This window comes from Acidovorax sp. SUPP2539, from assembly GCF_030158975.1.
GTDB lineage: Bacteria > Pseudomonadota > Gammaproteobacteria > Burkholderiales > Burkholderiaceae_C > Paracidovorax.
In genome coordinates this window covers 158,976-184,912 of the sequence record NZ_BQXJ01000002.1, presented here as the reverse complement: position 1 = coordinate 184,912, position 25,937 = coordinate 158,976, and the positions used below count along the sequence as shown (strand labels likewise).

The 25,937-nt window shown below is 68.5% G+C and carries 16 protein-coding genes; 5 read left to right on the top strand and 11 right to left on the bottom strand.

Translation table 11 applies throughout. The features are described from left to right. Window position 1: 1 nt before the first annotated feature. Window positions 2-1,243, bottom strand: a complete 1,242-nt coding sequence (locus AVTE2539_RS08455; RefSeq protein WP_284409722.1) for an SfnB family sulfur acquisition oxidoreductase — start codon at window positions 1,241-1,243, stop codon at window positions 2-4. A gap of 236 nt (window positions 1,244-1,479) precedes the next feature. On the opposite strand from AVTE2539_RS08455, the gene AVTE2539_RS08450 reads away from it, so the two are divergent. Next, the gene (locus AVTE2539_RS08450; RefSeq protein WP_284409720.1) at window positions 1,480-5,295 is read left to right on the top strand and encodes a CHAT domain-containing protein; all 3,816 of its coding nucleotides are present in this window, start codon (window positions 1,480-1,482) and stop codon (window positions 5,293-5,295) included. Between the two features lie 422 nt (window positions 5,296-5,717). Here the strand turns inward: AVTE2539_RS08450 and AVTE2539_RS08445 are convergent, their stop codons facing one another. The 9 genes from AVTE2539_RS08445 to glnE form a co-directional block, all read right to left on the bottom strand. Beyond that, on the bottom strand, window positions 5,718-6,488 hold the full coding sequence (locus AVTE2539_RS08445) for an ABC transporter ATP-binding protein (RefSeq protein ID WP_284409718.1): 771 nt from the start codon (window positions 6,486-6,488) through the stop codon (window positions 5,718-5,720). A 17-nt stretch (window positions 6,489-6,505) separates the two neighbouring features. After that, window positions 6,506-7,834, bottom strand: coding sequence for an acyl-CoA dehydrogenase family protein (locus AVTE2539_RS08440; RefSeq protein WP_284409717.1), 1,329 nt, complete (start codon window positions 7,832-7,834; stop codon window positions 6,506-6,508). Window positions 7,835-7,868: 34 nt separating this feature from the next. Next, complete coding sequence (locus AVTE2539_RS08435) at window positions 7,869-9,200, bottom strand: ABC transporter substrate-binding protein (protein WP_284409715.1); 1,332 nt, start codon at window positions 9,198-9,200, stop codon at window positions 7,869-7,871. A gap of 61 nt (window positions 9,201-9,261) precedes the next feature. Further along, the gene (locus AVTE2539_RS08430; RefSeq protein WP_284409712.1) at window positions 9,262-10,302 is read right to left on the bottom strand and encodes a branched-chain amino acid ABC transporter permease; all 1,041 of its coding nucleotides are present in this window, start codon (window positions 10,300-10,302) and stop codon (window positions 9,262-9,264) included. Window positions 10,303-10,306: 4 nt separating this feature from the next. Further along, the gene (locus AVTE2539_RS08425; protein ID WP_284409710.1) at window positions 10,307-11,203 is read right to left on the bottom strand and encodes a branched-chain amino acid ABC transporter permease; all 897 of its coding nucleotides are present in this window, start codon (window positions 11,201-11,203) and stop codon (window positions 10,307-10,309) included. Further along, window positions 11,203-12,120: an ABC transporter ATP-binding protein gene (locus AVTE2539_RS08420; protein WP_284409708.1), complete on the bottom strand. Its 918-nt coding sequence runs from the start codon at window positions 12,118-12,120 to the stop codon at window positions 11,203-11,205. The genes AVTE2539_RS08425 and AVTE2539_RS08420 overlap by 1 nt, the downstream gene beginning before the upstream one ends. Before the next feature lie 121 nt (window positions 12,121-12,241). After that, window positions 12,242-13,399 carry a dimethylsulfone monooxygenase SfnG gene (sfnG, locus tag AVTE2539_RS08415; protein WP_284409706.1) on the bottom strand — a complete coding sequence of 386 codons (1,158 nt, stop codon included), beginning with the start codon at window positions 13,397-13,399 and terminating at the stop codon, window positions 12,242-12,244. A gap of 48 nt (window positions 13,400-13,447) precedes the next feature. Then, window positions 13,448-14,026 carry an FMN reductase gene (gene msuE, locus AVTE2539_RS08410; protein WP_284409704.1) on the bottom strand — a complete coding sequence of 193 codons (579 nt, stop codon included), beginning with the start codon at window positions 14,024-14,026 and terminating at the stop codon, window positions 13,448-13,450. Between the two features lie 421 nt (window positions 14,027-14,447). Further along, complete coding sequence (gene glnE, locus AVTE2539_RS08405) at window positions 14,448-17,267, bottom strand: bifunctional [glutamate--ammonia ligase]-adenylyl-L-tyrosine phosphorylase/[glutamate--ammonia-ligase] adenylyltransferase (RefSeq protein WP_284409702.1); 2,820 nt, start codon at window positions 17,265-17,267, stop codon at window positions 14,448-14,450. A 102-nt stretch (window positions 17,268-17,369) separates the two neighbouring features. Here glnE and AVTE2539_RS08400 point away from each other — a divergent pair, with 102 nt between their 5' ends. From AVTE2539_RS08400 to AVTE2539_RS08385, 4 genes are read left to right on the top strand one after another with little or no spacing between them, the layout of a single operon-like run. Then, window positions 17,370-21,626, top strand: a complete 4,257-nt coding sequence (locus AVTE2539_RS08400; protein ID WP_284409700.1) for a YhdP family protein — start codon at window positions 17,370-17,372, stop codon at window positions 21,624-21,626. After that, on the top strand, window positions 21,626-22,441 hold the full coding sequence (locus tag AVTE2539_RS08395; RefSeq protein WP_284410649.1) for a carbon-nitrogen hydrolase family protein: 816 nt from the start codon (window positions 21,626-21,628) through the stop codon (window positions 22,439-22,441). The genes AVTE2539_RS08400 and AVTE2539_RS08395 overlap by 1 nt, the downstream gene beginning before the upstream one ends. Beyond that, a complete protein-coding gene (locus AVTE2539_RS08390) occupies window positions 22,438-24,480 on the top strand; it encodes a two-component system sensor histidine kinase NtrB (RefSeq protein WP_284409698.1) in 2,043 nt (680 codons plus the stop codon). Before AVTE2539_RS08395 ends, AVTE2539_RS08390 begins: the two co-directional genes overlap by 4 nt. Continuing rightward, complete coding sequence (locus tag AVTE2539_RS08385) at window positions 24,480-25,109, top strand: response regulator transcription factor (RefSeq protein WP_272566580.1); 630 nt, start codon at window positions 24,480-24,482, stop codon at window positions 25,107-25,109. Before AVTE2539_RS08390 ends, AVTE2539_RS08385 begins: the two co-directional genes overlap by 1 nt. An 86-nt stretch (window positions 25,110-25,195) precedes the next feature. On the opposite strand, the gene AVTE2539_RS08380 is transcribed toward AVTE2539_RS08385, so the two are convergent. Beyond that, window positions 25,196-25,843: a YiaD family glycine zipper/OmpA-like lipoprotein gene (locus AVTE2539_RS08380; protein WP_272566581.1), complete on the bottom strand. Its 648-nt coding sequence runs from the start codon at window positions 25,841-25,843 to the stop codon at window positions 25,196-25,198. Window positions 25,844-25,937 lie beyond the last annotated feature (94 nt).

Sequence of the window (25,937 nt, the reverse complement as noted above, 5' to 3'; positions counted from 1 at the left end):
TTCAGTTCCAGGAATGCCGCGCGGGCAGGGCGCCATTCAGGCGGTGGTTGCCGATCAGGTGCAGCTTCCAGCGCACGGGGTCGTGCAGCGTGTGCACGCGGGCGTTGCGCCAGTGGCGGCCCAGGTTGGGCGCGGCGCGCGTGGCGGCCGAGCCGGCCAGCTCGAACAGCTTTTCGCTCGCCTCCAGCGCGATGCGCGTGGTCAGCACCTTGGCCTCGGCCACGGCCACCGAGGCGCGGGCGCTGTCCTCCGCGCTGAGGGTGGCCTGCGCGGCCAGGGCGTCGAACAGCTCGCCGGTTTCGCGCAGCACCTCGCGTGCGGCATGCAGGTCGATCTGCAGGCGCCCCACGTCGGCGATCACGTAGGGGTCGTCGTGCGCGTGCTGCACGCCCGAATCCACCCAGGGCCGGGCGCGCTCGCGCACGAAGCGCTGCGCATCGGCCACGGCCGCTTCGGCAATGCCCTGGTCGATGGCCGCCTGCAGCAGCTGCGACGAGGGGCCGTAGAGGCCCGGCCGGTCGGCCAACTGCCACAGGGGCAGCACATCGTCGGCAGCGACCGGCACGTCGTCGAACACCACGGTGCCGCTGGCGGTGGTGCGCTGGCCGAAGGCGTCCCAATCGTCCACCACGGCCACGCCCGGCGCATCGCGCGGCACCCAGGCCTGCACGGCGCGGCCCGCGTCGTCGAGGGCCCGCACGGGAATGCGGTGCGCGAAGAGCGCGCCCGTGGAATAAAAGCGCTTGCCCGTCAGGCGCAGGCCGTGCGGCGTGGCGCGCAGGCGCGTGCCGCTTTGCAGGATGGTGGCCGCGCCGTCCACCTTGCGCTCGGGCCCGGCATTGCCCAGCCGGCGACCCGCCAGCACCTCGCCGTAGAAGCGCTGCTTCTGCGCCTCGGTGCCGATCTCGCGCAGCACACCCAGCACGCCGAAATGGTTCTGCGGAATCTGCCCAATGGACGGGTCGGCCGCGTTCAGAATCACGAACACCTCGGCCAGCGTGGCGTAGGACACCTGTGGGCCGCCGTAGGCGCGCGGCACGGTGATGGACCCTAAGCCGCTGGCGGACCAGCGTGTGAGTTCATCCCAGGGCAGGCGGCGATCGCGGTCGCGTTCGGAGGCGCCGGGCGCGAATTCAGCCGCCAGTTGGTGTGCGGCGGCGATGGCTTGCGCATCGGTGGCGATCCGTGCCACGTCGGTGGGAATCTCGGGCAGGTGTGGTTGCAGTGCCGGTCTTGCAGTCATGCCCCGATTGGAGGGCGAGAGGCGGCTGTGTGGTGCGAAGGAATCGGCGCATCGATATGCGGGATTCGTTGCTGAGGTGCGCGCCTAAACCCGTCGACTTCACACTTCGCCAAAAAATTACGCCGTCGCATAGCCACTGCCAGGGTCGCCAGATTTCACAGACGCAGCATTTCGCCCGTTCTCCACTGAGTCGCCTAAGCTAACCTAGCCAAACTTTATGTATTCAGGGGGAACGGATGATGGAAGAGACGCCGAATGGCACGAGTCTGACTCAAGGATTTGAACCGGGTGAAATGTTCAAGAACGGCTTTACGTTGGAGAGCATTGACCTTATTCAGGGTGGAAATTTCCGGGAGGTCATTGGCAGAACAGTCATCTTCCTAATGTCGGCTTGCCAAGGGCAGGAGAGGAAACGCCTCTTCCCTGGTGCCACGGTCATCTTGCCGCCGGCCAGGGCGTCGAAGGTTGATGAGAACTCCGTTCACGACGCGCTCGCTGCTGGTATCAAATCGCTTAGGGGAACTTCTCCTGATGATGAAGAACGGGCGTTCTTGAAGAGGAGTGTTCGGGTGATTCATTGCAATACTCTCGAGGCCGCGGACCTTGCAGAACTGGTTGTCCGTGAAAGCAAAGGGCGCTTAGTCGCCGTCGCTGATGGAAGCAAGTATCGCGACGCATCGGTTTCATTGCCTGTTCCAGTTGGACTTTCTGGCGTGTGGACGGCGGAAGACCAATGGGTACCCCATGTCGCAGGATTGTGCAGGCGCTGCGTTGCCGCGGTTCGTCAGACAGGAAGCTACGCATTCATCCATGCCGACGAAACGCCACCTCAGAACCCGGAACTGGAAGCCATGCTAGTGGCCATCGAGGACTGCTATCCATGCGCGCTCCGGACGCAGGATGATCCTGAAGAGGTTGTGGTTCGCCGCGCACCGATCTGGGTTTCTTGGGCCTTGGGGGGCAAGGTAGATGACGCTGTCAGCGAGATTCAATCCTTGAATCTCAAAGAATCGTCGCAATTACAGCTCTTGCTTCAACTGATGTGCCGAGCTGGCCGACATGATGAGTCGTTGGCGTTACTGCAACAGCTTCGTCCATATCTGGATGGGTTCACCAAGAGCAACCTTGTGCAAATCGCTCGGATTGCCTTCAAGTGCGGCGATGAAATTGCAGCTCGGCAAATGCTGCCTCGAGACCTCGTAGGCTTGGACGAGGAGATGTGGCTCGAAGAAGGGTTAGAAATAGCCACAGAGCTAGAGGACAACGAGCTCATTGAATGCTACGACGCTCAGCTTGCTGCGCTTTTCCCAAACTCCGAGCGAATTCGTGAGAACCGTGACCGGCGGTTGTTGTTGAACTGCCGAGAGGTTTCGGTGCATCCAGGGCATATCTTCACGACAGCCGGATTCTCGGCGCGGCACCTGGAAATTCTGAACGCTGTGAACATGTCCTCCCCTGACTATGAAGAACTCATAGAGAAAGCGACGAAATGGGACAGGGAATGGATGGAGCTTGCGGTCATCTGCTGCGCTATGCACGCGCGGACGGTCGATAAGAACGTGGCTGCCATTCAAGCGGGGAGTCTCATCACTTCGTCGCTGCTTTACGGACGTCAAGCTACACAAATTGTCTTGTCGGCGACGCGTGCGTTGATGCTTGAGGGAGGGGTGCCCCCGGACGAGCGAGAGTACTACCGCAGCCCTCTGATGGCGGCCGTCAGATTCCTCGCACAGCATCCGGAAGACAAAGACGTCCGCGCATCCTTCTCACGCCTGCTGTCCGTCGAAGCTTGCGGCGAACTTGGGCTTCCCGTCATTGCAGTCACCATGTTGGGACTTATTAGCGTCGGCGTCTCACTTGCTAAGGGCCAGAGCGAGCCGCATGCTGACCCGGTAGGCCGGGACAAGAAGGCCGACGCAGATGCGACGGAGATAGCGCTGATGCGTTGCATGGAGTGGATTTCTGAACGAGGCTATGGTGAGTTTGGCGTCACAGTCGTACCTCGCGAAATAGTCGGAATTTACGCCGACCAAATCATTCGCTTTGTTTCTCGAATGATGTTGCACGTCGGGGGAATCGAAGGGCAGGACATGGATCTGGAGACGATGTCTAAGATGGTGCTCGTAGCCAGTGCCGTCAGATCCTACGCGACCAATGAGCGGGACGAAGATCTGCGCCTCTTGAGGTTGCTGGCTGGACACTATACGGTCGCAGGGCGTTTCCAGTACGCGAGAAATTTGGCGGAGCAAATCCTGGTTATCGGGCAGGAAACTGAAGTCCGGCGCCGTTTGGCATGGTTTGCATATGCAGACGTGTACCAACGATGCAGGAATCCCATTGACGCGCTTATCGGTCTTGCCTGTGCATTCGCTATCGATACACCAGTCGAGAAGGAGGACCTTTGGCAAGAGGTCTACGCCGTCATTCGAGTGCTTAGAGATCTCGGAATGACGGAGCTCGCAAGTAAGTTTCTGCCCGCGCTGAAGAGGCTCATCGCAGACCTGGGTTATGACCCAGAGACGGACTCGCGCATAGTGTCAACAGAGTTAGGACTTCGTGCCGTGGAGATTTCCAGGTTGGATGCCCAAAGCGTCTCAACCCTCATTGAAGACATCGTGAGGGCATGCGGGCGGACCAAGAACAAAAGTGATGTATTGCCCTTGGCGATGCTGTTGGGTCAAATCATCAGGGCCGCAGATGAGCGTTCCATTGCAGTAACCATGGAGGCACGTAAGCTCATGAAGTCGCTAGTTGGGCGTGTGGGCGCTCGCGAGTCAGAACTTGTGGAAGCGGCCTCCTCACTTGTCCCGACTACCCATCAAGTAGTCTCAATGTTCAACAGCGTTGAGCGTGCGATGTTTGGAGGTGATGCCGCTACCGATTTGGAGGTTGTTGGCATAGCTGCGCGAAGGTTGTTAATCGAACCTGGGGGTTTGGCCGATACCGGAAAGGCCAGCACTCTTGCAGTTGAGCTTCTGGCAGACCAGACCATGACCTTGTCTGGCTCGCCGCCGAAAATCACCGAGGATTGGGCGCTGCAATATGCCCTGAGCCTGAACGATGAAGGGTTAGATGTTGCATTCATGGCCTTGAACACTGCCGGCGAACTGTCGGTGACCGTTGTGTCCAAGGGAGAGGCGAAAGTCATCGAGCAACCCAAGCATGAAAATTCTTTCCATCGGCGCATGCATATCTGGCTTGAGAAGTATCCCAAGGCATATGGACTCATCGACGCGTATGACGGAAACAATGAGTTCTTCAGCACCATGGAGACATTGGATGTGCGCCTTCCGAAGTCGGAGAAGCTGCTGATCGTCGCGGAACCTCTGCTCCAGCAACTCACTGCCAATCTCGTGGTTGTGCAACCGGACGATGGCGAGTTCGAGTACTTCTATGGTTCAAAGTCCGCTGTAGGGTTCGTTCCGGCGCTCAGTTGGCTTTCGGTGACGAGGCCAAGGGCGCGAACGGGGAAGGGGGTTTATCGGGCTTGGATTTCTGCTGATTCTGGTCCGGACGCAGCGGGCACACTGGATATCGCTCTGGCACGACTGAGCGGGACGTTCGAAGAATTTGGATTTTCAGTAGATACAAACCGTCGCCTGCCCGGCGACATGTCAGACGCAGGCTTGGTCGTCGTGACCGCGCATGGTGGGCTGGCCCAAGAAGGGCGCTACCTGCACAGCATCCGTGATGAGGAGAGTCTTGTCGAGCCTCCCTCGGCACTGGCTGCATCACTCGCAGGCGTGGAGCTTGTCATCCTGTTTGTCTGCAGTGGTGGCCGGATTGACAAACACCCTTGGGGTAACCGGACTGTTGGCTTGCCGCGGCAGTTGCTGGACAAAGGAGCTCGAGCGGTTATTGCGTCGCCCTGGCCGCTCGATGTGAAAGTGACCTACACCTGGCTCGATCCGTTCATGAATGAATGGAACGCAGGCGCGACGGTACTGCAAGCCACCAAAGTGGCTAACGAAGTTGTGGCAACGCGGTTGGGTGATAACCCCCAGTACTCTCTTGCCATGAGCGTCTACGGCGATGTGCTGATGACAAAGTGAGCAAGCCGATATTCAATTCTCTCATTGAACTGACCGCCTGAAAGCAAGCGCGCCTGTTGTACTCAGAATGACGGCTTTCAGGCATACAACTCGATTAAACGATCACCTTGACGGGGAGGCAATACCACTTCGTTCTAGGCTGATCCACCGGTCACTCAGGGGTTACATCCACCGCCACGGCCCATCGATTGATCGCTCTGAAATGCGAAGCGGCCATCCAGCCCTTTGCGCGTCTATTGGGTGGCTATGTTCGAAGCAACTGCTAGCGCCCACACCCAAGCCTCAGCGGGTTTGACGTGTTGCTGCTGCGTCACGCTATCGCTGTCTGTGCAGCGACGGTGACAGTTCGGCGCTAGCCATGCTGTCAAGCGCATCAGAGGCCCGCTTGCACAGTGGTAGCAGAGATCCGTCTGTTTCACGGCTCAGGCGGCGGGCGCAAGCACGTCCTGCCCAAAGTAGAAGTGCCGAATGTCGTCCCGCTGTCGCAGCGCGTCGGCCGGGCCGGTCAGCACCGCCCGCCCCGCATCCAGCACCGTAGCCCGGTCCGCATACTGCAGCGCCACCGCAGAGTTCTGCTCCGCCACCAGCAGCGTCAAACCTTCCTCGCGGTTCAGGCGCTTGAGCTGCGCGAAGATCTCCTGCACCACGCGCGGCGCCAGGCCCATCGAGGGCTCATCCAGCACCAGCAGGCGTGGGCGCGACATCAGCGCGCGGCCGATGGCGGTCATCTGCTGCTCGCCGCCCGATGCCAGGCCCGCGGGCGTGCGGCGCTTGTCGCGCAGGCGCGGGAAAAGCGCGTACACCCGCTCCAGGTCGTGCGCGATCTCGCTGCGCCGGGCGCTGCGGCCCAGGGCGCCGGTGACCAGGTTGTCCTCCACCGACAGGCTGGGAAAGCAGTGCCGGCCTTCCAGCACCGGCACCAGCCCGGCGCGCACCAGGGTGGCCGGGCTGGCATGTGCCACGTCCTGTCCGTCGTAGGTGATGCGGCCGGCCGTGACCTGTCCGCGCTCGGCTGGCAGCAGGTGCGACACGGCCTTGAGCGTGGTGGACTTGCCGGCGCCGTTGGCGCCCAGCAGCGCGTGGATCTCGCCGGCGCGCACCTCGAAGCTGACCCCGTGCAGCGCGGCGATGGCGCCCTGGTACACGGCCTGCACCGCATCGACCGTGAGCAGCGCGGGGGGCGGGCTTGCCATGGCGCTCACTCACCCACTCAGGCCGCGCGGGCCAGGGGCCGCGCCTGCGCTGCATTGGCCGCGCCGGCATCGGTGGCCGGTACGGGCGCCGACGCCGCGGGCCGGCCGGGGCCGGCGCCGATCTGCCACACGTAGGGCGGCTCGGTGCCGTTGATGTGCCAGTCGCCCACGATGCGTGCCTTGTAGATCACCGGGTTGTGCGATGCCACGGTGCGCGCGTTGCGCCAGTGCCGGTCCAGCGATTGCGCGCTGCTGGCGGCCGATGCGCCCAGCCCGTTGAAGAACTGGCTGGCGGCGCGCAGCACCAGGTCGGTGAGCGCCACCTGGCCCTGCGCGGATTCCAGCTCGGCCTCGATGTTGGCCTGCTTCTCCTGCTCGGGCGTGCCGTGCCAGTGCGCGTCGTAGGCGCGCTGGGCGGCGAAGGCAGCGCGCACGGCGGTGGCTTCGGCCGCATAGGCGATGGCCGAGACCTCGCCCACCACCTGCTGCACCTGCACGTCCTGCGCCACGCTGGGCGCGTTGCCGGTGCTGAAGATGCGCTTTCGCCCGCGCACCTGGGCGGCCGCGTCCCGCGTGATGGCGCGGGCGATGCCGGCCAGCGTGGCCAGGTGGAACAGCTGGTAGAAGGCCGTCTGGTACTTGAAGCGGTCGGTGAACAGGAAGATATTCTCTGGCTCCACCTCGGCGTTGTCGTACACCGAGGTGCCGCTGCCGGTGGTGCGCTGGCCGAAGCCGTCCCAGTCGTCGTGGTGCGTCACGCCGGGCTGGCGCGCGCGCACGGCGGCGATCACGTCCAGGCCCTCGCCGTCGCCCGGGCCGTCACGGCGGGCGTACAGGTCGATCCAGTCCGCGAAGATGCTGCCGGTGCTGTAGAACTTGCGGCCGTTGACCACCCAGCGTCCGTCCGCCTGGGGCGTCACGCGCGTGATCACGTCGCCGATGGCCACGTTGCCCACTTCGGTCCACGCGTTGCCGGCCAGATCGCCTTCGGCGAAGCGCTGCAGCCACACGATGTTGGCCGCGTCGCGCGGGGCGTTCAGGCGGTCTTCGACGAAGGCGAAGTGCCCGCGCAGCGCCTGCACGGTGTTGGAGTCGGCCTCGGCCAGCTCCACCAGCAGTTGGAAGAGCTGCGGCAGCGTGGCGCCGTCGCCGCCGTGCTCCACGGGCACGCGCAGGGCGCCGAAGCGTGCGTCCTTGAGCCACTGGATGGCGTCGTGGCCCAGTTGGCGCTGCTGCTCGCGCTGCAGCGCCGTGGCCTGGATGCGCGCAAAGATGGGGCGGTATTTTTCGGCAATGGCTTCGTAGTCGGGGCCGAGGATGGAAGGGGTGCGATAGAGGTCGGTCATGGCGTCGCTCCGGGTGAGATGAAGAAGGGGCGGGTCAGTCGTCGATGCTCTGGCGCACCTTCACGTTCTTTTCCTTGGCATAGGCCAGGGACGACTTTTCGATGATCGGGCGCAGCAGCTTCCAGTCCGGCGCGATCCAGTCGGAGACGACCTTCCACTGCGTGCCGTCCCACTGCTGGAAGGCCACGCGGCCGTCGCCTTCGTGGTTGTCCCAGGTCACGTGGATGGAATGGAACAGGCCCTTGGCGCCCAGGGCGGCGGCGCGGGCTTCGTCGATCTTCAGGTTCTCCAGGCCCCAGCGCACTTCGTCGCCGGTGAGGGCGCGCTTGCCGAACTTCGCCTGCGCGATGCGGATGGCCTCGACGTTCAGAATGCCGTTGAGCACGCCCAGGTTGTGGTACACGCTGCCGATGCGCTTCTTGTCCTGCAGGTTGCCCTTGCCGGCGTCGTACACCGTCTTCACGATGTCCTGCAGCACGGGGTATTGCGTGCCGGGCGCCACCGAGGTGATGGCGACATAGCCCTTGGCGGCGTCGCCCGCGGGGATCACGTCTTCCTCGGAGTTGGACCAGATGTTGCCCACGATGCGGTCGGCCGGAAAGCCGGTTTTCTGCGCGGTCTTGAGCGCCACCGGGTTCATCACGCCCCAGCCGCGCAGCACCACGAAGTCGGGCTTGGCACGGCGGATGGTCAGCCACTGCGACTGCTGTTCGTTGCCAGGGTGCGGCACCTCGATCTGCTGCACCGTGAAGCCGTACTGCTTGGCCAGCAGCTCGTAGATCGGAATGGTTTCCTTGCCGTAGGGCGAGCCGTGGTACAGCACCACGATCTTCTTGCCCTTGAGTTTCTCCGTGCCGCCGGCCTTGGTGCCCAGGTAGTTCACGATGCCCGAGGTCTCGCTGTACGGGTTGACCAGCAGCGGAAAGATGTACTTGAACACGCGCCCGTCGGTGGTGTCGGTGCGGCCGTGGTTGATGGTGAGCAGCGGCACCTTGTCGGCCGTCACGCGGTCGATCAGCGCATAGGCGATGCCCACCGACAGCGGGTTCCAGGCGGCGATGCCGGGGCGGGTCTTGAGGCGCTCGTACACCTCCACGCCGCGCTCCACCTCGTACTGCGTCTCGCCTTCTTCCCACGTCAGCTTGACGCCGCCCACGCCGCCGTCGCGCGTGTTGACGAGGTTCAGGTAGTCGATGAAGCCGCCGAAAAACCCCGTGCCGCCGGCAGCGTAGGGGCCGACGCGGTAACTCTGCAGCGGAAAGAACTGTTCCTGCGGTTTGGCGGCCTGGGCCTGGGCGGCCTGCAGCCCGGCGAGCGCCAGCGCGGCGGCCAGCAAGGCGGTTTTCAAATGGCGGACGAGGGACATGCGATGCGCTCCTGTGGAGAGAAAGGAAGAGGGAAATGGCGGGGTGCGGGAAAGGGGCTGGTCAGGCGCCCTGCGGGGGCGGCGGCCGCGTGCGCTGCAGCCGGGCGACTGCCCGTTCCCACAGCGCCGCCAGCCCGCGCGGCTCGGCGATGAGAAAGCCCACGATGAGCGCGCCCAGGGCGATGCGCTGGCACAGCTCCAGCACGCCCGAGTCGAACCACTGGCCCAGCAGCAGGCTGCCCAGGCGCGAGAGCAGCAGCGGGAACACGACGATCAGGGCCGCGCCCAGGAAGGCGCCGCGCAGCGTGGCCAGGCCGCCGATGATGATGATGAAAAGAATCTGGAACGAGCGGTCGAGGTTGAAGCCCGCCGGCTCCACCGTGCGCAGGTAGACGAAGCCCCACAGCACGCCCGCCACGCCGATCACGAACGACGACAGCGCAAAGGCCAGCAGCTTGGCGCGCAGCACCGGCACGCCGATCACGCGGGCGGCCAGTTCGTTGTCGCGCACGGCGATGAAGTGGTGGCCGGTGGGCGTGCGGGTCACGCGCCAGACCAGCGCCGTCAGCACGGCTACCACGGTCAGCGCGAAGAGGTAGCGGCCCGTGGGCGTGTCGAAGGCGAAGCCCGCCACGGCGATGGGCGGTGCGTCGATCACGCCCGAGGGGTTGTGGTTGCTGAACCAGCCGAATTTCGTCAGTGCCCACTGCACGAAGAACTGCGCCGCCAGCGTCGACACGGCCAGGTAGAAGCCGCGCAGCCGCAGGCTGGGCAGGCCGAACACCACGCCCACCACCGTGGCGGCCACGCCGCCCAGCGCCATGGCCGCCAGCAGCGGCAGGCCCTCGACGCGCAGCTGGAAGTTGTAGGCCGCGTAGGCGCCCACGGCCATGAAGGCGGCCGAGCCCAGCGAGAGCTGGCCCGCGTAGCCCGTCAGCAGGTTCAGCCCCACGGCGGCCAGCGACAGGGCGAGGAAGGGGATCAGCAGCGCATCGAACACGTAGTCGGTGGCCAGCAGCGGCACCACGCCGTAGGCCAGTGCCAGCGCGATGGCGGGCGTGGCCCAGAGGGGCCAACGTGCGGGTTGAAAGTGGCGTGCCATGGCGTCAGGCCCTTTCCACCGGCCGCTGCCCGAACAGGCCGCCGGGCCGCACCAGCAGGAACAGCAGCGCGGCGGCGTAGGCAAACCAGCTTTCGATGCCGCCGCCCACGTAGGCACCCAGGTACACCTCGGCCAGCTTTTCCAGCGCGCCGATGATGAGCCCGCCCACGATGGCGCCCAGGATGGAGTCGAAGCCGCCCAGCACCAGCACCGGCAGGGCCTTGAGCACCACCAGCGACAGCGAGAACTGCACGCCCAGCCGGGCGCCCCACAGCAGCCCGGCCACCAGCGCGATCACGCCGGCGGCGGACCACACGGTGGCCCAGATCACCGGCAGGCGCAGGCCCACGGCCAGGGCGGCGAAGGTGTCGTCGGCCACCGCGCGAAACGCCAGGCCCACGCGGGTGTAGCGAAAGAACGCCGACAGCACCGCCACCATGACTGCCGCCACGCCGGCCGCGAACAGGTCGAACGTGGAAATCAGCACGCCCGCGATCTCGATGGGCGCATCGGAAACGCCCAGCTCCAGCGAATGCACCTGCGTGCCCCACACCAGCTGGGCCACGCCCTCGATCACGTACGACAGCCCCAGCGTGGCCATGAACAGCGTGATGGGCGGCTGGTTGACCAGCGGGCGCAGCACCACGCGTTCGATGGCCAGGCCCAGCGCCACCATCAGCGCGAAGGTGATGGCCAGTGCGAGCGCGAACGGCAGGCCGCGCTCCACCAGGCTCACGAAGGTGAGCGCCGCGAACAGCAGCTGCGCGCCCTGCGCGAAGTTGAGTACGCCCGAGGTCTTGTAGATCAGCACGAAGCCGATGGCCACCAGCGAATACATCACGCCGGACAGCAGCCCGCCGATCAGCACCTCGGCGAGAAAGGCGAAGTCGAAACCTTCCATCACAGCGCCTCCGCAGGCGGCGTGGGGGCTTCCTCATCGTGCGCCACGCCCAGGTAGGCGTCGATCACGGCCGGGTCCTCGCGCACCTCGGCGGGCGTGCCGTCGGCGATCTTGCGGCCGTAGTCCAGCACCGCCACGCGGTCCGACAGGCCCAGCACGATGCCGATGTCGTGCTCGATGAGCACCACTGCCGCGCCGTGCCGGTCGCGTGCGGCGCGGATCAGCGCGGCCATCTCGCTCTTCTCGCCCGCCGTGGTGCCGGCCAGGGGTTCGTCCAGCAGCAACAGGCGCGGGCGTGCCACCAGCGCGCGCGCCAGCTCCACGCGCTTTTGCAGACCGTAGGGCAGGCCGCCGGCCAGCCGGTCCTGCACATGCCCTAAGCCCAAAAAGTCGATGGCCTCGCGCGCCTGCTCGCGCGCATCGCGCCACTCGCGGCGCGCCCGGCCCCAGCCCAGCACCTGCTCGGCAAAGCTGGCGCGCGCCGCATGCACGCGGCCCAGGGCGATGTTGTCGCGCACGGAGAGGCCCTTGAACAGCGCCAGGTTCTGGAAGGTGCGCGCCACGCCCAGGTGCGCCAGCCGGGGCGTGGGCACCTGCGCGAAGGAATCGCCGCCGATGTGCACGCGGCCGGCGTCGGGCCGGTACAGGCCGCTGATGATGTTGACCAGCGAGCTCTTGCCCGCGCCGTTGGGCCCGATGATGGCGCGCAGCTCGCCCGGGGCCACGCGCAGGTCGATGCCGCGCAGCGCGTGCACGCCGCCAAACGACAGGTCGATGCCTTGCAGTTCGAGCGCGGGCGGGGCGGCCGGTGGCAGGGTGCCGCCCGTGGCCGCGCCGGCGCGCTCGGCGCTGCGGCGCGGTGCAGCGGGTGCCGTGGCGGGCGGGGCCAGGGTGCCGTCGAACAGGGTGCTGGACATGGTGGTGCAGTGCTTTCCGGGCCAGGCTGCGCCCGGCGCCGCGTCGCGCAGGCGAGCGGCGGGAGGGCGGGGGCGCCAGTGGAGGGTGGGCGGCGGCGGGTGGGGCGTTGTGCCGGTGCGGTCAGGCGGCGACGGCCTCGGCGGGCTCGCCGATGGCGGCACCGGCGGGTGCGCCCAGGCCCTGCGCTTCCAGCTCGCGCACCAGCGGAAGCACCTTCTCGCCGAAGTATTCGACCTCTTCGATGAAGTGCAGGAAGCCGGCCAGGATCAGGTCCACGCCCACGGCCTTGAGCGCCACGATGCGCTCGGCGACCTGGCGCGGCGTGCCGATGAGGTTGGTGCGAAAGCCGTCGTTGTATTGCACCAGGTCTTCGAAGGTCGATTTGGCCCAGTTGCCCTCGCCCTCGGGCGAGGCCTGGCCGGCCTGCTTGGCCGCGTCGCCAAAGGCGTGCACGGCCTCCACATGGGCGTGGTCGATGATGTCCTTCAGCACCGCGCGGGCCTCTTCCTCGGTGTCGCGGGCGATGACGAAGGCGTTGATGCCGATGCGCACGCGGTGGCCCGTCTCGGCGGCCTTGGCCTGGATGTCGTCGATCTGCTTTTTCACGCCCTCGGGCGTGTTGCCGTTGGTGAAGTACCAGTCCGACACGCGCGAGGCCATGTCGCGCGCGGCGCGCGAGCTGCCGCCCTGGAAGATCTCCGGGTGCGGCTTTTGCACGGGCTTGGGGCTCAGCGTGTAGTGGTTGAAGCGGTAGAAGTCGCCCTTGAAGGTGAAGTCGTCCTGCGTCCAGATGCCCTTGAGCGCGCGGATGAACTCTTCGGAGCGGCGGTAGCGCTCGTCATGCTCCAGCCACGGCTCGCCGATGGCCTGGAATTCGCCCTTGAACCAGCCGCTCACCACGTTGATGGCGATGCGCCCCTGCGAGATGTGGTCGATGGTGGCGATCTGCTTGGCCACCACGGCCGGGCTCCACGGTCCGGGCAGGATGGCGGCCAGCACCTTGAGCTTGGTGGTGGCGTGCAGCAGCGCCTGGCTGAACGACACCGACTCGTGCTGGTATTCGGCGCCATAGCCCGCGGTGAAGCGGATCTGGCTCAACGCGTAGTCGAAACCCGCCTTCTCGGCCGCCTGCGCCAGGCGCTGGTTGTATTCCAGGCTCCAGTCGGTGCGCTGGGCGATGGTGCTGACCACCAGCCCGCCGCTGACGTTGGGCACCCAGTAGGCGAAGCGGATGCCGGCGGCGGAGGAAGAAGAAGCGGAAGTCGTGTCGTGGCTCATGGCGATGCTCCTGGACAGAGGGAGGGGGAAAGGGGTGGCCGGCGGGGCTCAGGCCGCCTGCGCCAGGCGCAGCGCGGGCGCGGCCTGCGGCGCGATGCCGACCAGGGGCGCCGCGCGCTGCACCGCCAGCACGATGCGCTCGCGCAGGGCGGCGCTGGCGATCTCGTAGCCCTGGAAGTCCTGCTCCGAGGCATACACGCCCAGCGGCAGCGTGCGTGCCTGGAAGAAGCTGAACAGCGGGCGCAGCTGGTGGTCGATCACCAGCGCATGGCGGTCGCTGCCGCCGGTGGCGGCCAGCAGCACGGGCACGTCGATCAGCGCCTCGTGGTGCACGAAGTCGAACAGGTGCTTGAACAGGCCCGTGTACGAGCCGCGGTAGACCGGGCTGGCCACGATCAGCAGGTCGGCCGATTCGATGGCGGCCAGCTCCGTTTCGACGGCGGCCGGCAACTGGCTGCGGTAGAGCGCGCCGCCGATCTGCGGGGCCAGCGGCCCCAGCTCGATGGTGTGCGCCTCGATGGGCAATGCCTCGCTGAGCGCGGCGATCAACTCTTCCACCAGCACCAGCGTGCGCGAGGGGCGCTGCACATTGCCGGAAACCGCCACTACCTTGAATTTGCGCGTCATGGGATCGAACCTTCCTGGTTTGCCCGGCGCGACCATCGCGGCGGGGGGATGGAATGGATTGAAGACCCAGCGGCGCGCCAGCGCTGCAAAGGAATCGGCGCATGCTTATGCGGAATCCGTGCGTGCCGGCAAGTGGTTGATTGGCAAGGGAAAACCCGGAAATCCGGGCCGATGCGCGGGGCGGCGGCGCCACGTGGCGGCCGCACCGCGTGCCGGGCCCGCCTGCCCGCCCAGCGGCAAATTGCGCAGTTTGCTGCTGCGGTGCTGGCCCGGGCGCAGGCCGGCGGGACAAAGGGGGGCGGGCCGGCCGGGCGGCGCGTGCCTGCCGCGCCGTTGGGGTCGGTTGCTATTATTTATATAGCAATCAGGGAATATTCCACTAGGGCGTCGGGGCGAAAAGACCCCGAATGCCGGTGGGGGATCAGCCGGTGAACACCGCCCGCCACAGCGCCAGCACCGCGTCGCGCTCGGCCTGCAGCGTGGCGGGGTCCACGCGCGTGGGCTGCTCGTTCAGGCGGGCGCGGTGCTGCACCTGGCGCAGCGTGCGGTAGGCCGTGGCGGCGGCCGTGCCCACGCCGTCGGGCAGGAAGCCGGCGGCCTCGGCGCGCTGCAGCAGGGTGATGTTGCCCCGGTTCTCGCGCAGGCTGGGGTGGGTGGCGGACTGCGACAGCACCAGGTACTGCAGGGCGAATTCGACATCCACCATGCCGCCCACGCTGTGCTTGACGTCGAACTGCCCGGCCGGCACCGGGTGGGCGGCGCGCACGCGCTCGCGCATGGTGACGATCTCCTCGCGCAGCGCGGCGGGGTCGCGCGGGGCGGTGATGACGGCCTCGCGCACCGCGTCGAAGCGCTCGCGCAGGTTGCGGCCGCTGCCCGCGGGCGCCTCGCTGCCTTCGGGCAGGGGCGCGAGCGGGCCGGCCGGGGCCAGGTCTTCGGTGCCCAGCAGGAAGCGCGCCCGCGTCATGGCCTGGTGCTCCCAGGTCCAGGCGGTGTTGCTGCCGCGCCGTTGCTGGTAGTTGGCGTACGCGGTGAAGCTGGTCACCAGCAGGCCCGAATTGCCGTTGGGCCGCAGGGCGGTGTCGATCTCGAAGAGGTCGCCCTCGGCGGTCTTCACCGTGAGCCAGTTGATGAGCTTGCGCACGAAGGCCGAATACACCTCGGGCGCGCGGTCGTCGTCGTCGTCGAACACGAAGACGATGTCCAGGTCGCTGCCGTAGCCCAGCTCCTTTCCGCCCAGCTTGCCGTAGCCGATGATGGCGAACTGCGGCACCTCGCGGTGGCGGTTCTTCAGGCGGCTCCAGCACCACTGCGCGGTCACGCGCAGCACGCTGTCGGCCAGGGCCGAGAGGTCGTCGGCCACCTGCTCCACGGTGATGCGGCGCTCCACGTCGCGCGCCAGCGTGCGGAAGGTCTCGGCATGGTGGGCGCGGCGCAGCAGGTTCAGCAGGGTCTCGTCGTCGTCCTCGCCGGTCGATTGCAGCGAAGCGATGCGCAGCCCCAGTTCGTGCTCGAAGTCCTGCGGCACGAAGCGTTCGGCCAGCAGCGCGTCGCCCGCCAGCTCGTCGATCACGCCGGGGTGTTGCAGCATGTAGCGGGCGGGCCACTGCGCGGCGCCCAGCAGGTGCAGCAGGTGCTCGTGCACCGAGGGGCGCTCCAGCAGCAGCGCCAGGTAGATGTCGCGGCGCAGCAGCGATTCGAGCCAGCCGATCAGCCGCACCACGGCGTCTTCGTTGACCTGGCCCTCGGCCAGCCAGCGCGCGGTGCGCTGCACCAGCCGCAGCAGCCGCTCGCGCGACTCGTCGCTCAGGGACTGCACGCGCGGGTGCGTGCGCCATTCGGCGACGCGCGCGCGCACGGTGGGCGGCAGTTGCTCCAGCACCGCTTCCAGTTCGGGCGCGGCCGGCGCGCCGGCGCGCGGGCCGCCGCAGCCGCCCTTGGTGCACTGCTTCTTGCCGGCGCCGCCCAGCAGCGTGTCGAACTCCTGCGCCACCAGTTCGCGGTGCGCATCGAGCTGGTGCAGGAAGGCGCAGGTGCCCAGGCCCAGGGTCTGGGCGATCCAGGCCAGGTCGTCGTCGCGCGTGGGCAGCACGTGGGTCTGCTGGTCGTCCAGGTACTGGATGCGGTGCTCCACCTGGCGCAGGAAGGTGTAGGCCGCGGCCAGCGCCTCGGCCGTCTCCTGCGGCATGAGGCCGGCGCGCGCGATGCGCTGCAGCGCCTCCAGCGTGGGGCGGCAGCGCAGCTCGGGGAACTGCCCGCCGCGCACCACCTGCAGCAGCTGCACGGTGAATTCGATCTCGCGGATGCCGCCGCGCGAGAGCTTCACGTCGTTGGCGCGCTCGGGGTGGCCGGCGCTGCGCTTGGCGGCGTGGTCGCGGATCTGCCGGTGCAGCGAGCGCAGCGCGTCGAACACGCTGTAGTCCAGGTAGCGCCGGAACACGAAGGGCAGCACCACCCCGCGCAGGGCCTGCACCGGCTCGCCGATGACGCTGCTGCGCGGCGCGACCACGCGGCTCTTGAGCCAGGCGAAACGCTCCCATTCGCGGCCCTGCACCTGCAGGTATTCCTCCAGCGCGGCCAGCGACACGGCCGCCGGGCCGGAGTTGCCGTTGGGCCGCAGCGCCAGGTCCACCCGGAAGACGAAGCCGTGCTCGGTGGTGTCGCCGATCAGGCCGTAGATGGCCTTGACGGCGTGGCCGAAGTACTCGTGGTTGGAGATGCGGTTGCGGCCCTCGGCGTTGCCTGCGGTCTCGCCGTCGTGTTCGTACACGTAGATCAGGTCGATGTCGCTGGACACGTTCAGCTCGCGCGCGCCCAGCTTGCCCATGCCGACGATCCACAGCTCGACCGGCTGGCCCTCGGGGCCGCGCGGGGCGCCGTGGCGGGCGTCGAGTGCTTCGCGGGCCTGCACGCAGGCCTGGTCCAGGGCCAGTTCGGCCAGCTCGGTGGTGGCGCGGGTGATGTCGGCCAGCGGCGCGCCCTGTTCGCAATCGAGGCGCACCAGCCGCTCCATCACCACCTGCCGCAGGATGCGCAGGGCCGTGCCGGTGTCGTGCCCGCGGGCCCGCAGGGCGGCCAGCGCCTCGGCCATGGTGGCCCGCGTGGGGGCGCCGGGCGGCAGCACGGCGAACGCGTCGGCATAGCGCCGGTGCAGCCGCTGGTGGAAGCGGGAATGGCTCGCCAGCGGGCCGTCGCCGGCGGCGCTGGGGATCTCTGGAACGTCAGTGCAAGACAGCGGCATAGCAAGGGCCCGGGGCCTGAAAACCGTACATAACGACACCGTTTGATGCTGAACCCGCACAGCGGGCGCGGGTCATAATTCCCTTCGCATCCTTACCCACCAATGATTGAACAGCCACCGAACCCCTCACGCCTGCTCCGATGCCTGGCAGGTCTTGCGCGGTGGTCCCTGGGCCTGCTCATCGCCTTCTGGCTGCTGGTGGCCGCCGCCTGGGGGGTGCTTCACGGCTGGATTGTGCCGCGTATCGGCGACTTCCGTCCGCAGCTGGAAGCCCATGCCACACGGGCGCTGGGGGTACCGGTGCGCATCGGTGCGCTGTCGGCCCGCTCCGAAGGGCTGGTGCCCACCATCGAGCTGAACGACGTCGCCCTGCTGGACCCCCAGGGCCGCGAGGCTCTGAAGCTGCCGCGCGTGGTGGGGTCGCTGTCGCCGCGCTCGGTGCTGCGCATGGGGTTCGAGCAGCTGTACATCGAACGCCCCGAACTCGACGTGCGCCGCATGGCGGACGGCCGCATCTTCATCGCGGGGCTGGCGTTCCGCCAGAGCGCGGGCGGCGACAGCGCGGGCGCCGACTGGCTGTTTTCGCAGAGTGAGGTCGTGCTGCGCGGCGGCACCGTGCGGCTGACCGACGAGCAAAGCCAGGAGCCGCCCCTGGCGCTGGGGCAGGTGGACCTGCTGCTGCGCAACCGGGGCTGGCGCCACGGCATGCGGATCGAGGCCACGCCGCCGCCGCAGTGGGGCGACCGGTTCAAGCTCACCGGGCAGTTCCGCCAGCCGTTCCTGACGACGCACGGCGGGTCGTGGCAGCAGTGGACGGGGCAGCTGTTCGCCGATTTCTCGCGCGTGGACGTGTCCCGGCTGCGCCACCATGTCCACATCGACGGCGTGCAGGTGGCCGAGGGCCGCGGCGCGCTGCGCGCGTGGGTCGATTTCCAGCGCGGGCAGTTCGTCGGCGGCACGGCCGATCTCGCCCTGGCCGGGGTGAACGCCCGCCTGGGCGAGGGCCTGGAGCCGCTCGCGCTGCAGTCCGTCGCCGGCCGGGTGGGCGGGCGGCGCCTGTCCGACGGGTTCGAGTTCTCCACCGAGGGCCTGCAGTTCACCACGCAGGACGCATTGCGCTGGCCGGGCGGCAATCTCACGGTGCGGCACACCGGCGTGCAAAGCGGCCGCGAGCAGGGCGAGCTGCGTGCCGATCGCCTCGACCTGGCCGCGCTGGCGCAGATCGCCAGCCGGCTGCCGCTGGATGCCGCCGTGCATTCCGCCCTGGCCGACTACACGCCGCGCGGGCTGGTGGAGGAGGTCAAGGCCACCTGGCGCGGCCCCCTGCAGCAGCTGCAGCAATACCAGGCGCGCGGCAAGGTGACCGGGCTGGCGTTGGCCGACCAGCCGCGCGCCGAGGGCGCGGCCTCGCACGTGCCCGGCCTGCGCGGCGCGAGCGTGGAGTTCGACGTGTCGCAGGCCGGCGGCAAGGCCACGCTGGCCCTGGCGGATGGCGCCCTGGTGCTGCCCCACGTGTTCGAGGAAGGCACGGTGCCGGTGGACCAGCTGTCGGCGAACGTGCGCTGGCAGATCGAGGGCGAGCGCATCGCGGTGCAGGCCAGCGACCTGCAGTTTTCCAACGCCGATGCGCAGGGCGAGGCCCGGCTGAACTGGCACACCGGCGATGCCGAGCGTGGCGGCGCCCGGCCGCGGTTTCCCGGCGTGCTGGACCTGTCCGGCAGCCTGAGCCGCGCGGACGGCACCCGCGTGCACCGCTACCTGCCGCTGTCCATCCCGCAGGAGACGCGCCACTACGTGCGCGACGCGATCACCACGGGCACGGCCAGCAACGTGCAGTTCCGCGTCAAGGGCGATCTGCACGACATTCCCTTCAACACGCCCGGGCAGGGCGACTTCCACATCGCCGCCCGCGTGAAGGACGTGACCTATGCCTATGTGCCGCCGCGCCTGCAGCATGCCAACGAGGCGCCCTGGCCCGCGCTCACCGAACTCACCGGCGACCTGGTCTTCGACCGCTCCACCATGGCCGTGAAGGGCGCCAGCGGCAGCTTCGCCGGCACGCCGAAGCTGCGCGTGAACAAGGTGGAGGCGCGCATTCCGGACCTGGCCCACACGGTGGTCGCGGTGAACGCCGATGCGCGGGGCCCGCTGGCGGACATGCTGTCGTTCGTCACCACCTCGCCGCTGGCGCGCCTGACCGGCAATGCGCTGGACAAGACCACCGCCAACGGCACGGCCGACCTGCAGCTGGCCCTGTCGCTGCCCGTCAGCCACATCGACCAGTCCAAGGTGCAGGGCAGCGTGACCCTGGCGGGCAACGACGTGCGCATCGCACCGGAGGCCCCGCCCATCGGCCGCGCGCGCGGCACCGTGCAGTTCACCGACACCGGCTTCACCCTGGCGGGTGTGCAGGGCCGCGCGCTGGGGGGCGACCTGCGGCTGGAGGGCGGCATGCGATCCCTGCCCGCGGGGGCGTTGCCGGTGGAGTCCGCCGTGCAGGTGCGCGGCCAGGGCGTGGCCACGGCCGAGGGGCTGCGCCAGGCGTCGCAATGGCCGGGCCTGGCGCAACTGGCCCAGCGCGCGAGCGGCAGCACGCCCTACACCCTGGCGCTGGGTGTGCGCCGGGGCACGCCGGAGGTGCAGGTGACCACCACCTTGCAGGGCATGGCGCTGGACCTGCCGGCGCCGCTGGGCAAAGCCGCCGAGGCCCTGATGCCCGTGCGGTTCGAGACGCAGCTCACGCGCGAATCGCTGGCGGCCGCGGCAGGAAGCGGCAGCGGCGGTGGCAATGGCACCGGTGCGGCGCCCCTGCATGAACACATGGCGCTGGACCTGGGCGCGCTCGGCTCGGTGACCTATGTGCGCGACATTGCCAACGCCGCCCAGCCCCGGGTGCTGCGCGGCGCCATCGCACTGGGCCTGGCGCCCGGCGAGGCGGCGCCCCTGCCCGAACGCGGCGTGGTGGCCAATGTGCAGATCGGTGAGCTGGATGTCGATGCCTGGCAGGCGGCGCTGATGGGCAACGCCCCCGCGCGCTCGCCCCTGCTGGTGGCGCCACCGGCTGCCGAGGCCGCATCGGCGGCCAGCACGCCGGCGAGTGCCGCGCCCGCTGCCGTGGCGGGCAACGGGACGGGCGCCGCTCCCGCGCCTTCCATCTCGCCCATGCAGGACTACCTGCCCACGCAGCTGGCCGTGCGGGCCCGGCAGGTGGACTTCCAGGGCCGCACGCTGCACGGCGTGGTCATGGGCGGCTCGCGCGAGGGCAGCACCTGGCGCACCAACGTGGACGCCCAGGAGCTGAACGGCTACGTGGAGTTTCGCCAGGGCGCGGGCAGCGGGCCCGATGCGGGCTCCGGCCGGGTGTTCGCCCGCCTGTCGCGCTTGGCCGTCCCGCAGAGCGATGCCAAGGAGGTGGATGAACTGCTGGCCGAAGAACCGGCGGCCGGCGCCGGCACGCTGCCGTCGCTGGACATCGTGGTGGACGATTTCGTGCTGCGCGGGCGGCGCCTGGGCCGCATCGAAATCGAGGCGCAGAACCGCGGCGGCGACGGCGCTCCGCGCGAGTGGCGGCTGTCCAAGTTCAACATCGTCACGCCCGAGGCCACGCTCACGGCCAACGGCAACTGGGCGCTGCTGGGCAGCGACGGCGCCGCCGATGCGCGCCGCCGCACGGTGATGAACTTCAAGCTCGACATCCGCGACTCGGGCGATCTGCTCACGCGTTTCGGCATGGCCGACGTGGTGCGCCGCGGCAAGGGCCGCATGGAGGGGCAGGTCGCCTGGATGGGCGCGCCGCTCACGCCGGACTACCGCACCATGTCGGGCCAGATGAACGTCAACGTCGAATCGGGCCAGTTCCTCAAGGCCGATCCGGGGCTGGCCAAGCTGCTGGGCGTGCTCAGCCTGCAGTCGCTGCCGCGCCGGCTCACGCTCGATTTCCGCGACGTGTTCAGCGAAGGCTTCGCGTTCGACTTCGTGCGCGGCGACGTGCGCATGGAGCAGGGCGTGGCCACCACCAACAACCTGCAGATGAAGGGCGTGAACGCCGCCGTGCTGATGGAGGGCAGCGCCGACCTGGACCGCGAAACGCAGGACCTGCACGTGGTCGTGGTGCCCGAGATCAACGCCATGACGGCCTCCCTCGTGGCCACGGCCATCAACCCGGTGGTCGGCCTGGGCAGCTTCCTCGCGCAGGTCTTTCTGCGCGGGCCGCTCATCCAGGCGGCCACGCAGGAGTTCCGCATCGACGGCACCTGGACCGATCCGCGCATCGAGCGCGTGCCCCGGCGCAAGCTGGGCAGCGCTGACCCCGCCGCCCGGCCGCCCACGGCCGAGCCCCCCACCGGAGACAAATCATGATGAAAGCCGCCGCATTGCAAATGGTGTCGGGCCTGCACGTGCCCGGCAATCTCGAACAGGCCCGCCACCTGCTGGAGCAGGCCGCCGCCGAAGGCGCCGAGCTGGCCGTGCTGCCCGAGTATTTTTGCGCCATGGGCGCGCGCGACACCGACAAGCTCGCGCTGCGCGAGCCCTACGGCGAAGGCCCCATCCAGCGCTTTCTGGCCCAGGCGGCCCGGGAGCTGGGCCTGTGGGTGGTGGGCGGCACGCTGCCGCTGCAGTGCGAGAGCGCGCACCACGTGCGCAACACGTCGCTGGTGTTCTCGCCGCAGGGCGAGTGCGTGGCCCGCTACGACAAGATCCACCTGTTTCGCTTCGACAACGGGCGCGAGCGCTTCGACGAGGCCGCGGTGATCGAGGCGGGCAACACGCCCGTGCGCTTCGAGCTGACCGCGCGCGACGGCACCCTTTGGCGCGTGGGCCTGTCCGTCTGCTACGACCTGCGCTTTCCCGAGCTGTACCGCCAGCATGCGCGGGCCGGGGCTGATCTGCTGCTGGTGCCCAGCGCCTTCACCCACACCACGGGCGAGGCCCATTGGGAGTTGCTGCTGCGCGCCCGCGCGGTGGAAAACCTCGCCTATGTGCTGGCGCCGGCGCAGGGCGGCCTGCACGAGAACGGCCGCCGCACCTGGGGCCACAGCATGGTGGTCGATCCGTGGGGCGCCGTGCAGGCGCAGGTGGCCGAAGGCCCGGGCGTGGCCCTGGGCGTGCTCGATGCGGTGCGGCTGCAGCAGGTGCGCCAGCAGCTGCCGGCGCTGGACCACTGCATCCTGTGACCGAGGGCGAGCCGTTCCTGTGGCCCTGGCACCGCTGGCGCAGCGCATGGAAGCGCTGGTCGCTGTGGGCCCTGCTCGTGCTGCTGGTGGCGGGCATGCTGGTCACCCAGGTGTGGCTGGCCGGCCGCTACGAGGCGAGCGAGGTGCAGAACCGCCTGGATCGCGACGCCGCCGATGCCGTGGCCGACATCCGCCAGGGTTTCGCCCACAACCTGCAGAACCTGCAGGCGCTGCACGTGGGCACGCCGGACCTGGCGAGCTGGGAGTCGCGCGCGGCCGCCTTGCTGAGCGTGCGCCGCGAACTCGTGCGGCTGGAATGGCGCAGCCCCACGCTGGAAGTGCGGGCCCATGTCGAGACCCCCTACCGCCCGGTGCAGTGGGACGCCGAGATGCGCAGCGGCATGCATTCCAACATCGCGCTGGCGTGCGCCAACGCGCGCCGCGTCTCGGGGCCGTCGTACTCCGGCAGCTACTTCCAGCCCCAGGGCGATGGCCGCGGGTCCGAGATGATGGAGCTGTGCCTGCCCCTCATGCAGGATGGCCGCAACGAAGGCTTCGTGGTGGCCACCTACTCGCTGCACAATGTGCTGATCGACCTGGTGGTGCCCAGCCTCAAGCGCGGGCAGGAGGTGTCGTTCACCGAAGCCGATGGCACCCGCCTGGCCATGGTGGGCGCCAGCCGGCGCGGCACGCGCCTGTTCAGCTCGCAGCAGCTGTTCGACCTGCCGGGCGCCACGCTGGTCCTGCGCATGGACAGCTGGCACAGCGCGCCCAGCGTGTTCCCCAATGTGCTCACCGCGCTGGTCACCGCCATGTCGATCGCGCTGGTCACCGTGCTGGTGGTGCTGGTGCGCGACAACCGGCGCCGGCTGCGCGCCGAGCGCGACCTGGGCGATGCGCTGGCGTTCCGCAAGGCCATGGAGGACTCGCTGGTGACCGGGTTGCGCGCGCGCGACTTGCAGGGGCGCATCACCTATGTGAACCCGGCCTTCTGCGAGATGGTGGGGTTCACCGCGCAGGAGCTGCTGGGCCAGAGCGCCCCGGTGCCCTACTGGCCGCCCGAGTTCGCCGACGAGTACCGCCAGCGCCAGGCGATCCGCCTGTCCAGCCTGCACCCGCCGCCGCGCGAAGGCTACGAATCCACCTTCATGCGCAAGGACGGCGTGCGGTTTCCGGTGCTCATCTTCGAGGCGCCGCTCATCAACGCGCAGGGCCTGCACACGGGCTGGATGAGCGCGTTCCTGGACGTGAGCGAGCAGCGCCGCGTCGAGGAGATGTCGCGCGCCTCGCAGGAGCGCCTGCAGGCCACCGCGCGGCTGGCCACCGTGGGCGAGATGGCATCGCTGCTGAGCCATGAGCTGAACCAGCCGCTGGCCGCCATCTCCAGCTACGCCTCGGGCTCGCTCAACCTGCTGCCGCCGGGCGGCGGGCCGCCGCAGGAGCCGCTGCACGACGTGCACGTGGCGCTGCAGCGCATCGCGCAGCAGGCCGAGCGCGCGGGCCGCGTGATCCGCAGCGTGCACGACTTCGTGCGGCGGCGCGACCAGTCGCGCGAGGTGGTCTCGGTGCACGACCTGCTGGAGGCCGTGATGCCGCTGATCCGCCTGCAGGCGCGCAAGCTCGAAGTCTTCGTGAAGATCTCGGTGGATGCCGACCTGCCCCCGGTGCTGTGCGACCGCACCATGGTCGAGCAGGTGCTGCTGAACCTGGCGCGCAACTCCATGCAGGCCATGGACGACCCCGCCACGCCCCAGCGCATCCTGGAGCTGCGCGTGCGCCGCGCCGCATCGAATGCGCGCAATGCCTGGCTGGAGTTCATGGTCATCGACCGGGGCTGCGGCATCGCGCAGGACGTGGGCGAGAAACTCTTCACCCCCTTCTTCACCACGCGGCCCGAGGGCATGGGCCTGGGGCTGAGCCTGTGCCGCACCGTGGTCGAGCAGCACGGCGGCTTCCTGGGCCACGCGCCCAACGAGCCGCGTGGTACGGTATTCACTTTCACCCTGCCTGCTGCCAGCGCGGACAGCAGCCACCCCTGATGGAACCCGTCTCCAACGCCACCGTTTACATCGTCGACGACGACTCGGGCGTGCGCGAAGCGCTCGCCTGGCTGCTGCGATCGCGCCGCCTGCCCAGCGAGTCCTTCGACAGCGCCGAAGCCTTCGAAGCCATGCTCGACGAGCGCCCCCCCGCGCGCCAGCCCTGCTGCCTGCTGCTGGACGTGCGCATGCCGGGCATGAGCGGCCTGGCGCTGTTCGACCGGCTGGCCGAGCGCCGCCTGATCGATGCGATGCCGGTGATCTTCCTCACCGGCCACGCGGACGTGCCCACCGCCGTGGCCACCGTCAAGCGCGGGGCCTTCGACTTCTGCGAGAAGCCGTTTTCCGACAACCTGCTGGTGGACCGCATCGAGCAGGCCCTGGCCCAGTCCGCGCAGCACATGGAGCAGGTGCGCCAGCACAGCGACCTGCAGGTGCGGCTGTCGGAGTTGACGGAGCGCGAGCGCGACGTGATGCGGCTGGTGGTCGAGGGGTTGCCCAACAAGCTCATCGCCGACCAGCTGGACATCAGCGTGCGCACGGTGGAAGTGCACCGCGCGCGCGTGTTCGACAAGATGCAGGTCAAGTCGGCCGTGGAACTGGCCAACCTGCTGCGCGCCGCGCACTGAATGAACGCCACAGGGCGCCGAAGCGCCCTGTGAAAGCCACTCCCGCCGCGTTGCACGGGCGGGGCGGCAGTGGGGCCGGCCGGCGGTCAGCCCGGCTGGCGTTCGCCCACGAAGATTTCCACCCGGCGATTGCGCGCGCGGCCGTCGTTCGTGTCGTTGGTGGCGATCGGCTGGTGCGAGCCGCGGCCCTCGACCTGGATGCGCCCGCCGTTCACGCCCCGCGTCGTCAGGAAGTTGCGGGTGCTGGCCGCGCGGTCCATCGACAGCGGGTTGTTGATGGCATCGGTGCCGGTGGAGTCCGTGTGGCCCACGATGCGCACTTCGGTGTTGGGGTTGTTGCGAAGCCCCTCGGCGAAGCGCTCCAGCACGGGGGCGAAGTTGGACTGGATGTCCGAGCGGTTCGTGGCGAACGAGATGTCGCTCGGAATGTCGAGCTTGAGCTGGTTGTCGGCGGTCTGCGTCACCACCACGCCCGTGCCCTGGGTGACCTGCTGCATCTCGCGCTTTTGCCGCTCCATGTGCTGCGACCAAATGTAGGTGCCCAGGGCCCCCACACCCGCCCCGACGACGGCCCCGGTGCCCGCCCGGCCGCCGGTGGCGGAGCCGATGACCGCGCCGGCCACCGCGCCGACGCCGGCGCCCGTCGCGGTGCGCCGCTGGGTATCGTCCATGTTGGCACAGCCGCTCACGAGCAGAACGGCGGCAGTGGCGCCGATGAGAATCTTGTTGCGCATGGGATCTTCCTTTTCCAGGTGATGGACTGCCAGCCAGTCGTGCTTGAAGGGGAGGCCCCTTTGGGTTCAGGCCCGGCCGGCGGCTCCGAACGAA

What these genes read in the sequence shown, in the direction of transcription:
- msuE (WP_284409704.1), bottom strand. Translation starts at nt 14,026, where the DNA reads ATGACGCGCAAATTCAAGGTAGTGGCGGTTTCCGGCAATGTGCAGCGC.
- glnE (WP_284409702.1), bottom strand. Translation starts at nt 17,267, where the DNA reads ATGCCGCTGTCTTGCACTGACGTTCCAGAGATCCCCAGCGCCGCCGGC.
- AVTE2539_RS08420 (WP_284409708.1), bottom strand. Translation starts at nt 12,120, where the DNA reads ATGTCCAGCACCCTGTTCGACGGCACCCTGGCCCCGCCCGCCACGGCA.
- AVTE2539_RS08455 (WP_284409722.1), bottom strand. Translation starts at nt 1,243, where the DNA reads ATGACTGCAAGACCGGCACTGCAACCACACCTGCCCGAGATTCCCACC.
- AVTE2539_RS08450 (WP_284409720.1), top strand. Translation starts at nt 1,480, where the DNA reads ATGATGGAAGAGACGCCGAATGGCACGAGTCTGACTCAAGGATTTGAA.
- AVTE2539_RS08380 (WP_272566581.1), bottom strand. Translation starts at nt 25,843, where the DNA reads ATGCGCAACAAGATTCTCATCGGCGCCACTGCCGCCGTTCTGCTCGTG.
- AVTE2539_RS08385 (WP_272566580.1), top strand. Translation starts at nt 24,480, where the DNA reads ATGGAACCCGTCTCCAACGCCACCGTTTACATCGTCGACGACGACTCG.
- AVTE2539_RS08445 (WP_284409718.1), bottom strand. Translation starts at nt 6,488, where the DNA reads ATGGCAAGCCCGCCCCCCGCGCTGCTCACGGTCGATGCGGTGCAGGCC.
- AVTE2539_RS08435 (WP_284409715.1), bottom strand. Translation starts at nt 9,200, where the DNA reads ATGTCCCTCGTCCGCCATTTGAAAACCGCCTTGCTGGCCGCCGCGCTG.
- sfnG (WP_284409706.1), bottom strand. Translation starts at nt 13,399, where the DNA reads ATGAGCCACGACACGACTTCCGCTTCTTCTTCCTCCGCCGCCGGCATC.
- AVTE2539_RS08425 (WP_284409710.1), bottom strand. Translation starts at nt 11,203, where the DNA reads ATGGAAGGTTTCGACTTCGCCTTTCTCGCCGAGGTGCTGATCGGCGGG.
- AVTE2539_RS08400 (WP_284409700.1), top strand. Translation starts at nt 17,370, where the DNA reads ATGATTGAACAGCCACCGAACCCCTCACGCCTGCTCCGATGCCTGGCA.
- AVTE2539_RS08395 (WP_284410649.1), top strand. Translation starts at nt 21,626, where the DNA reads ATGAAAGCCGCCGCATTGCAAATGGTGTCGGGCCTGCACGTGCCCGGC.
- AVTE2539_RS08430 (WP_284409712.1), bottom strand. Translation starts at nt 10,302, where the DNA reads ATGGCACGCCACTTTCAACCCGCACGTTGGCCCCTCTGGGCCACGCCC.
- AVTE2539_RS08440 (WP_284409717.1), bottom strand. Translation starts at nt 7,834, where the DNA reads ATGACCGACCTCTATCGCACCCCTTCCATCCTCGGCCCCGACTACGAA.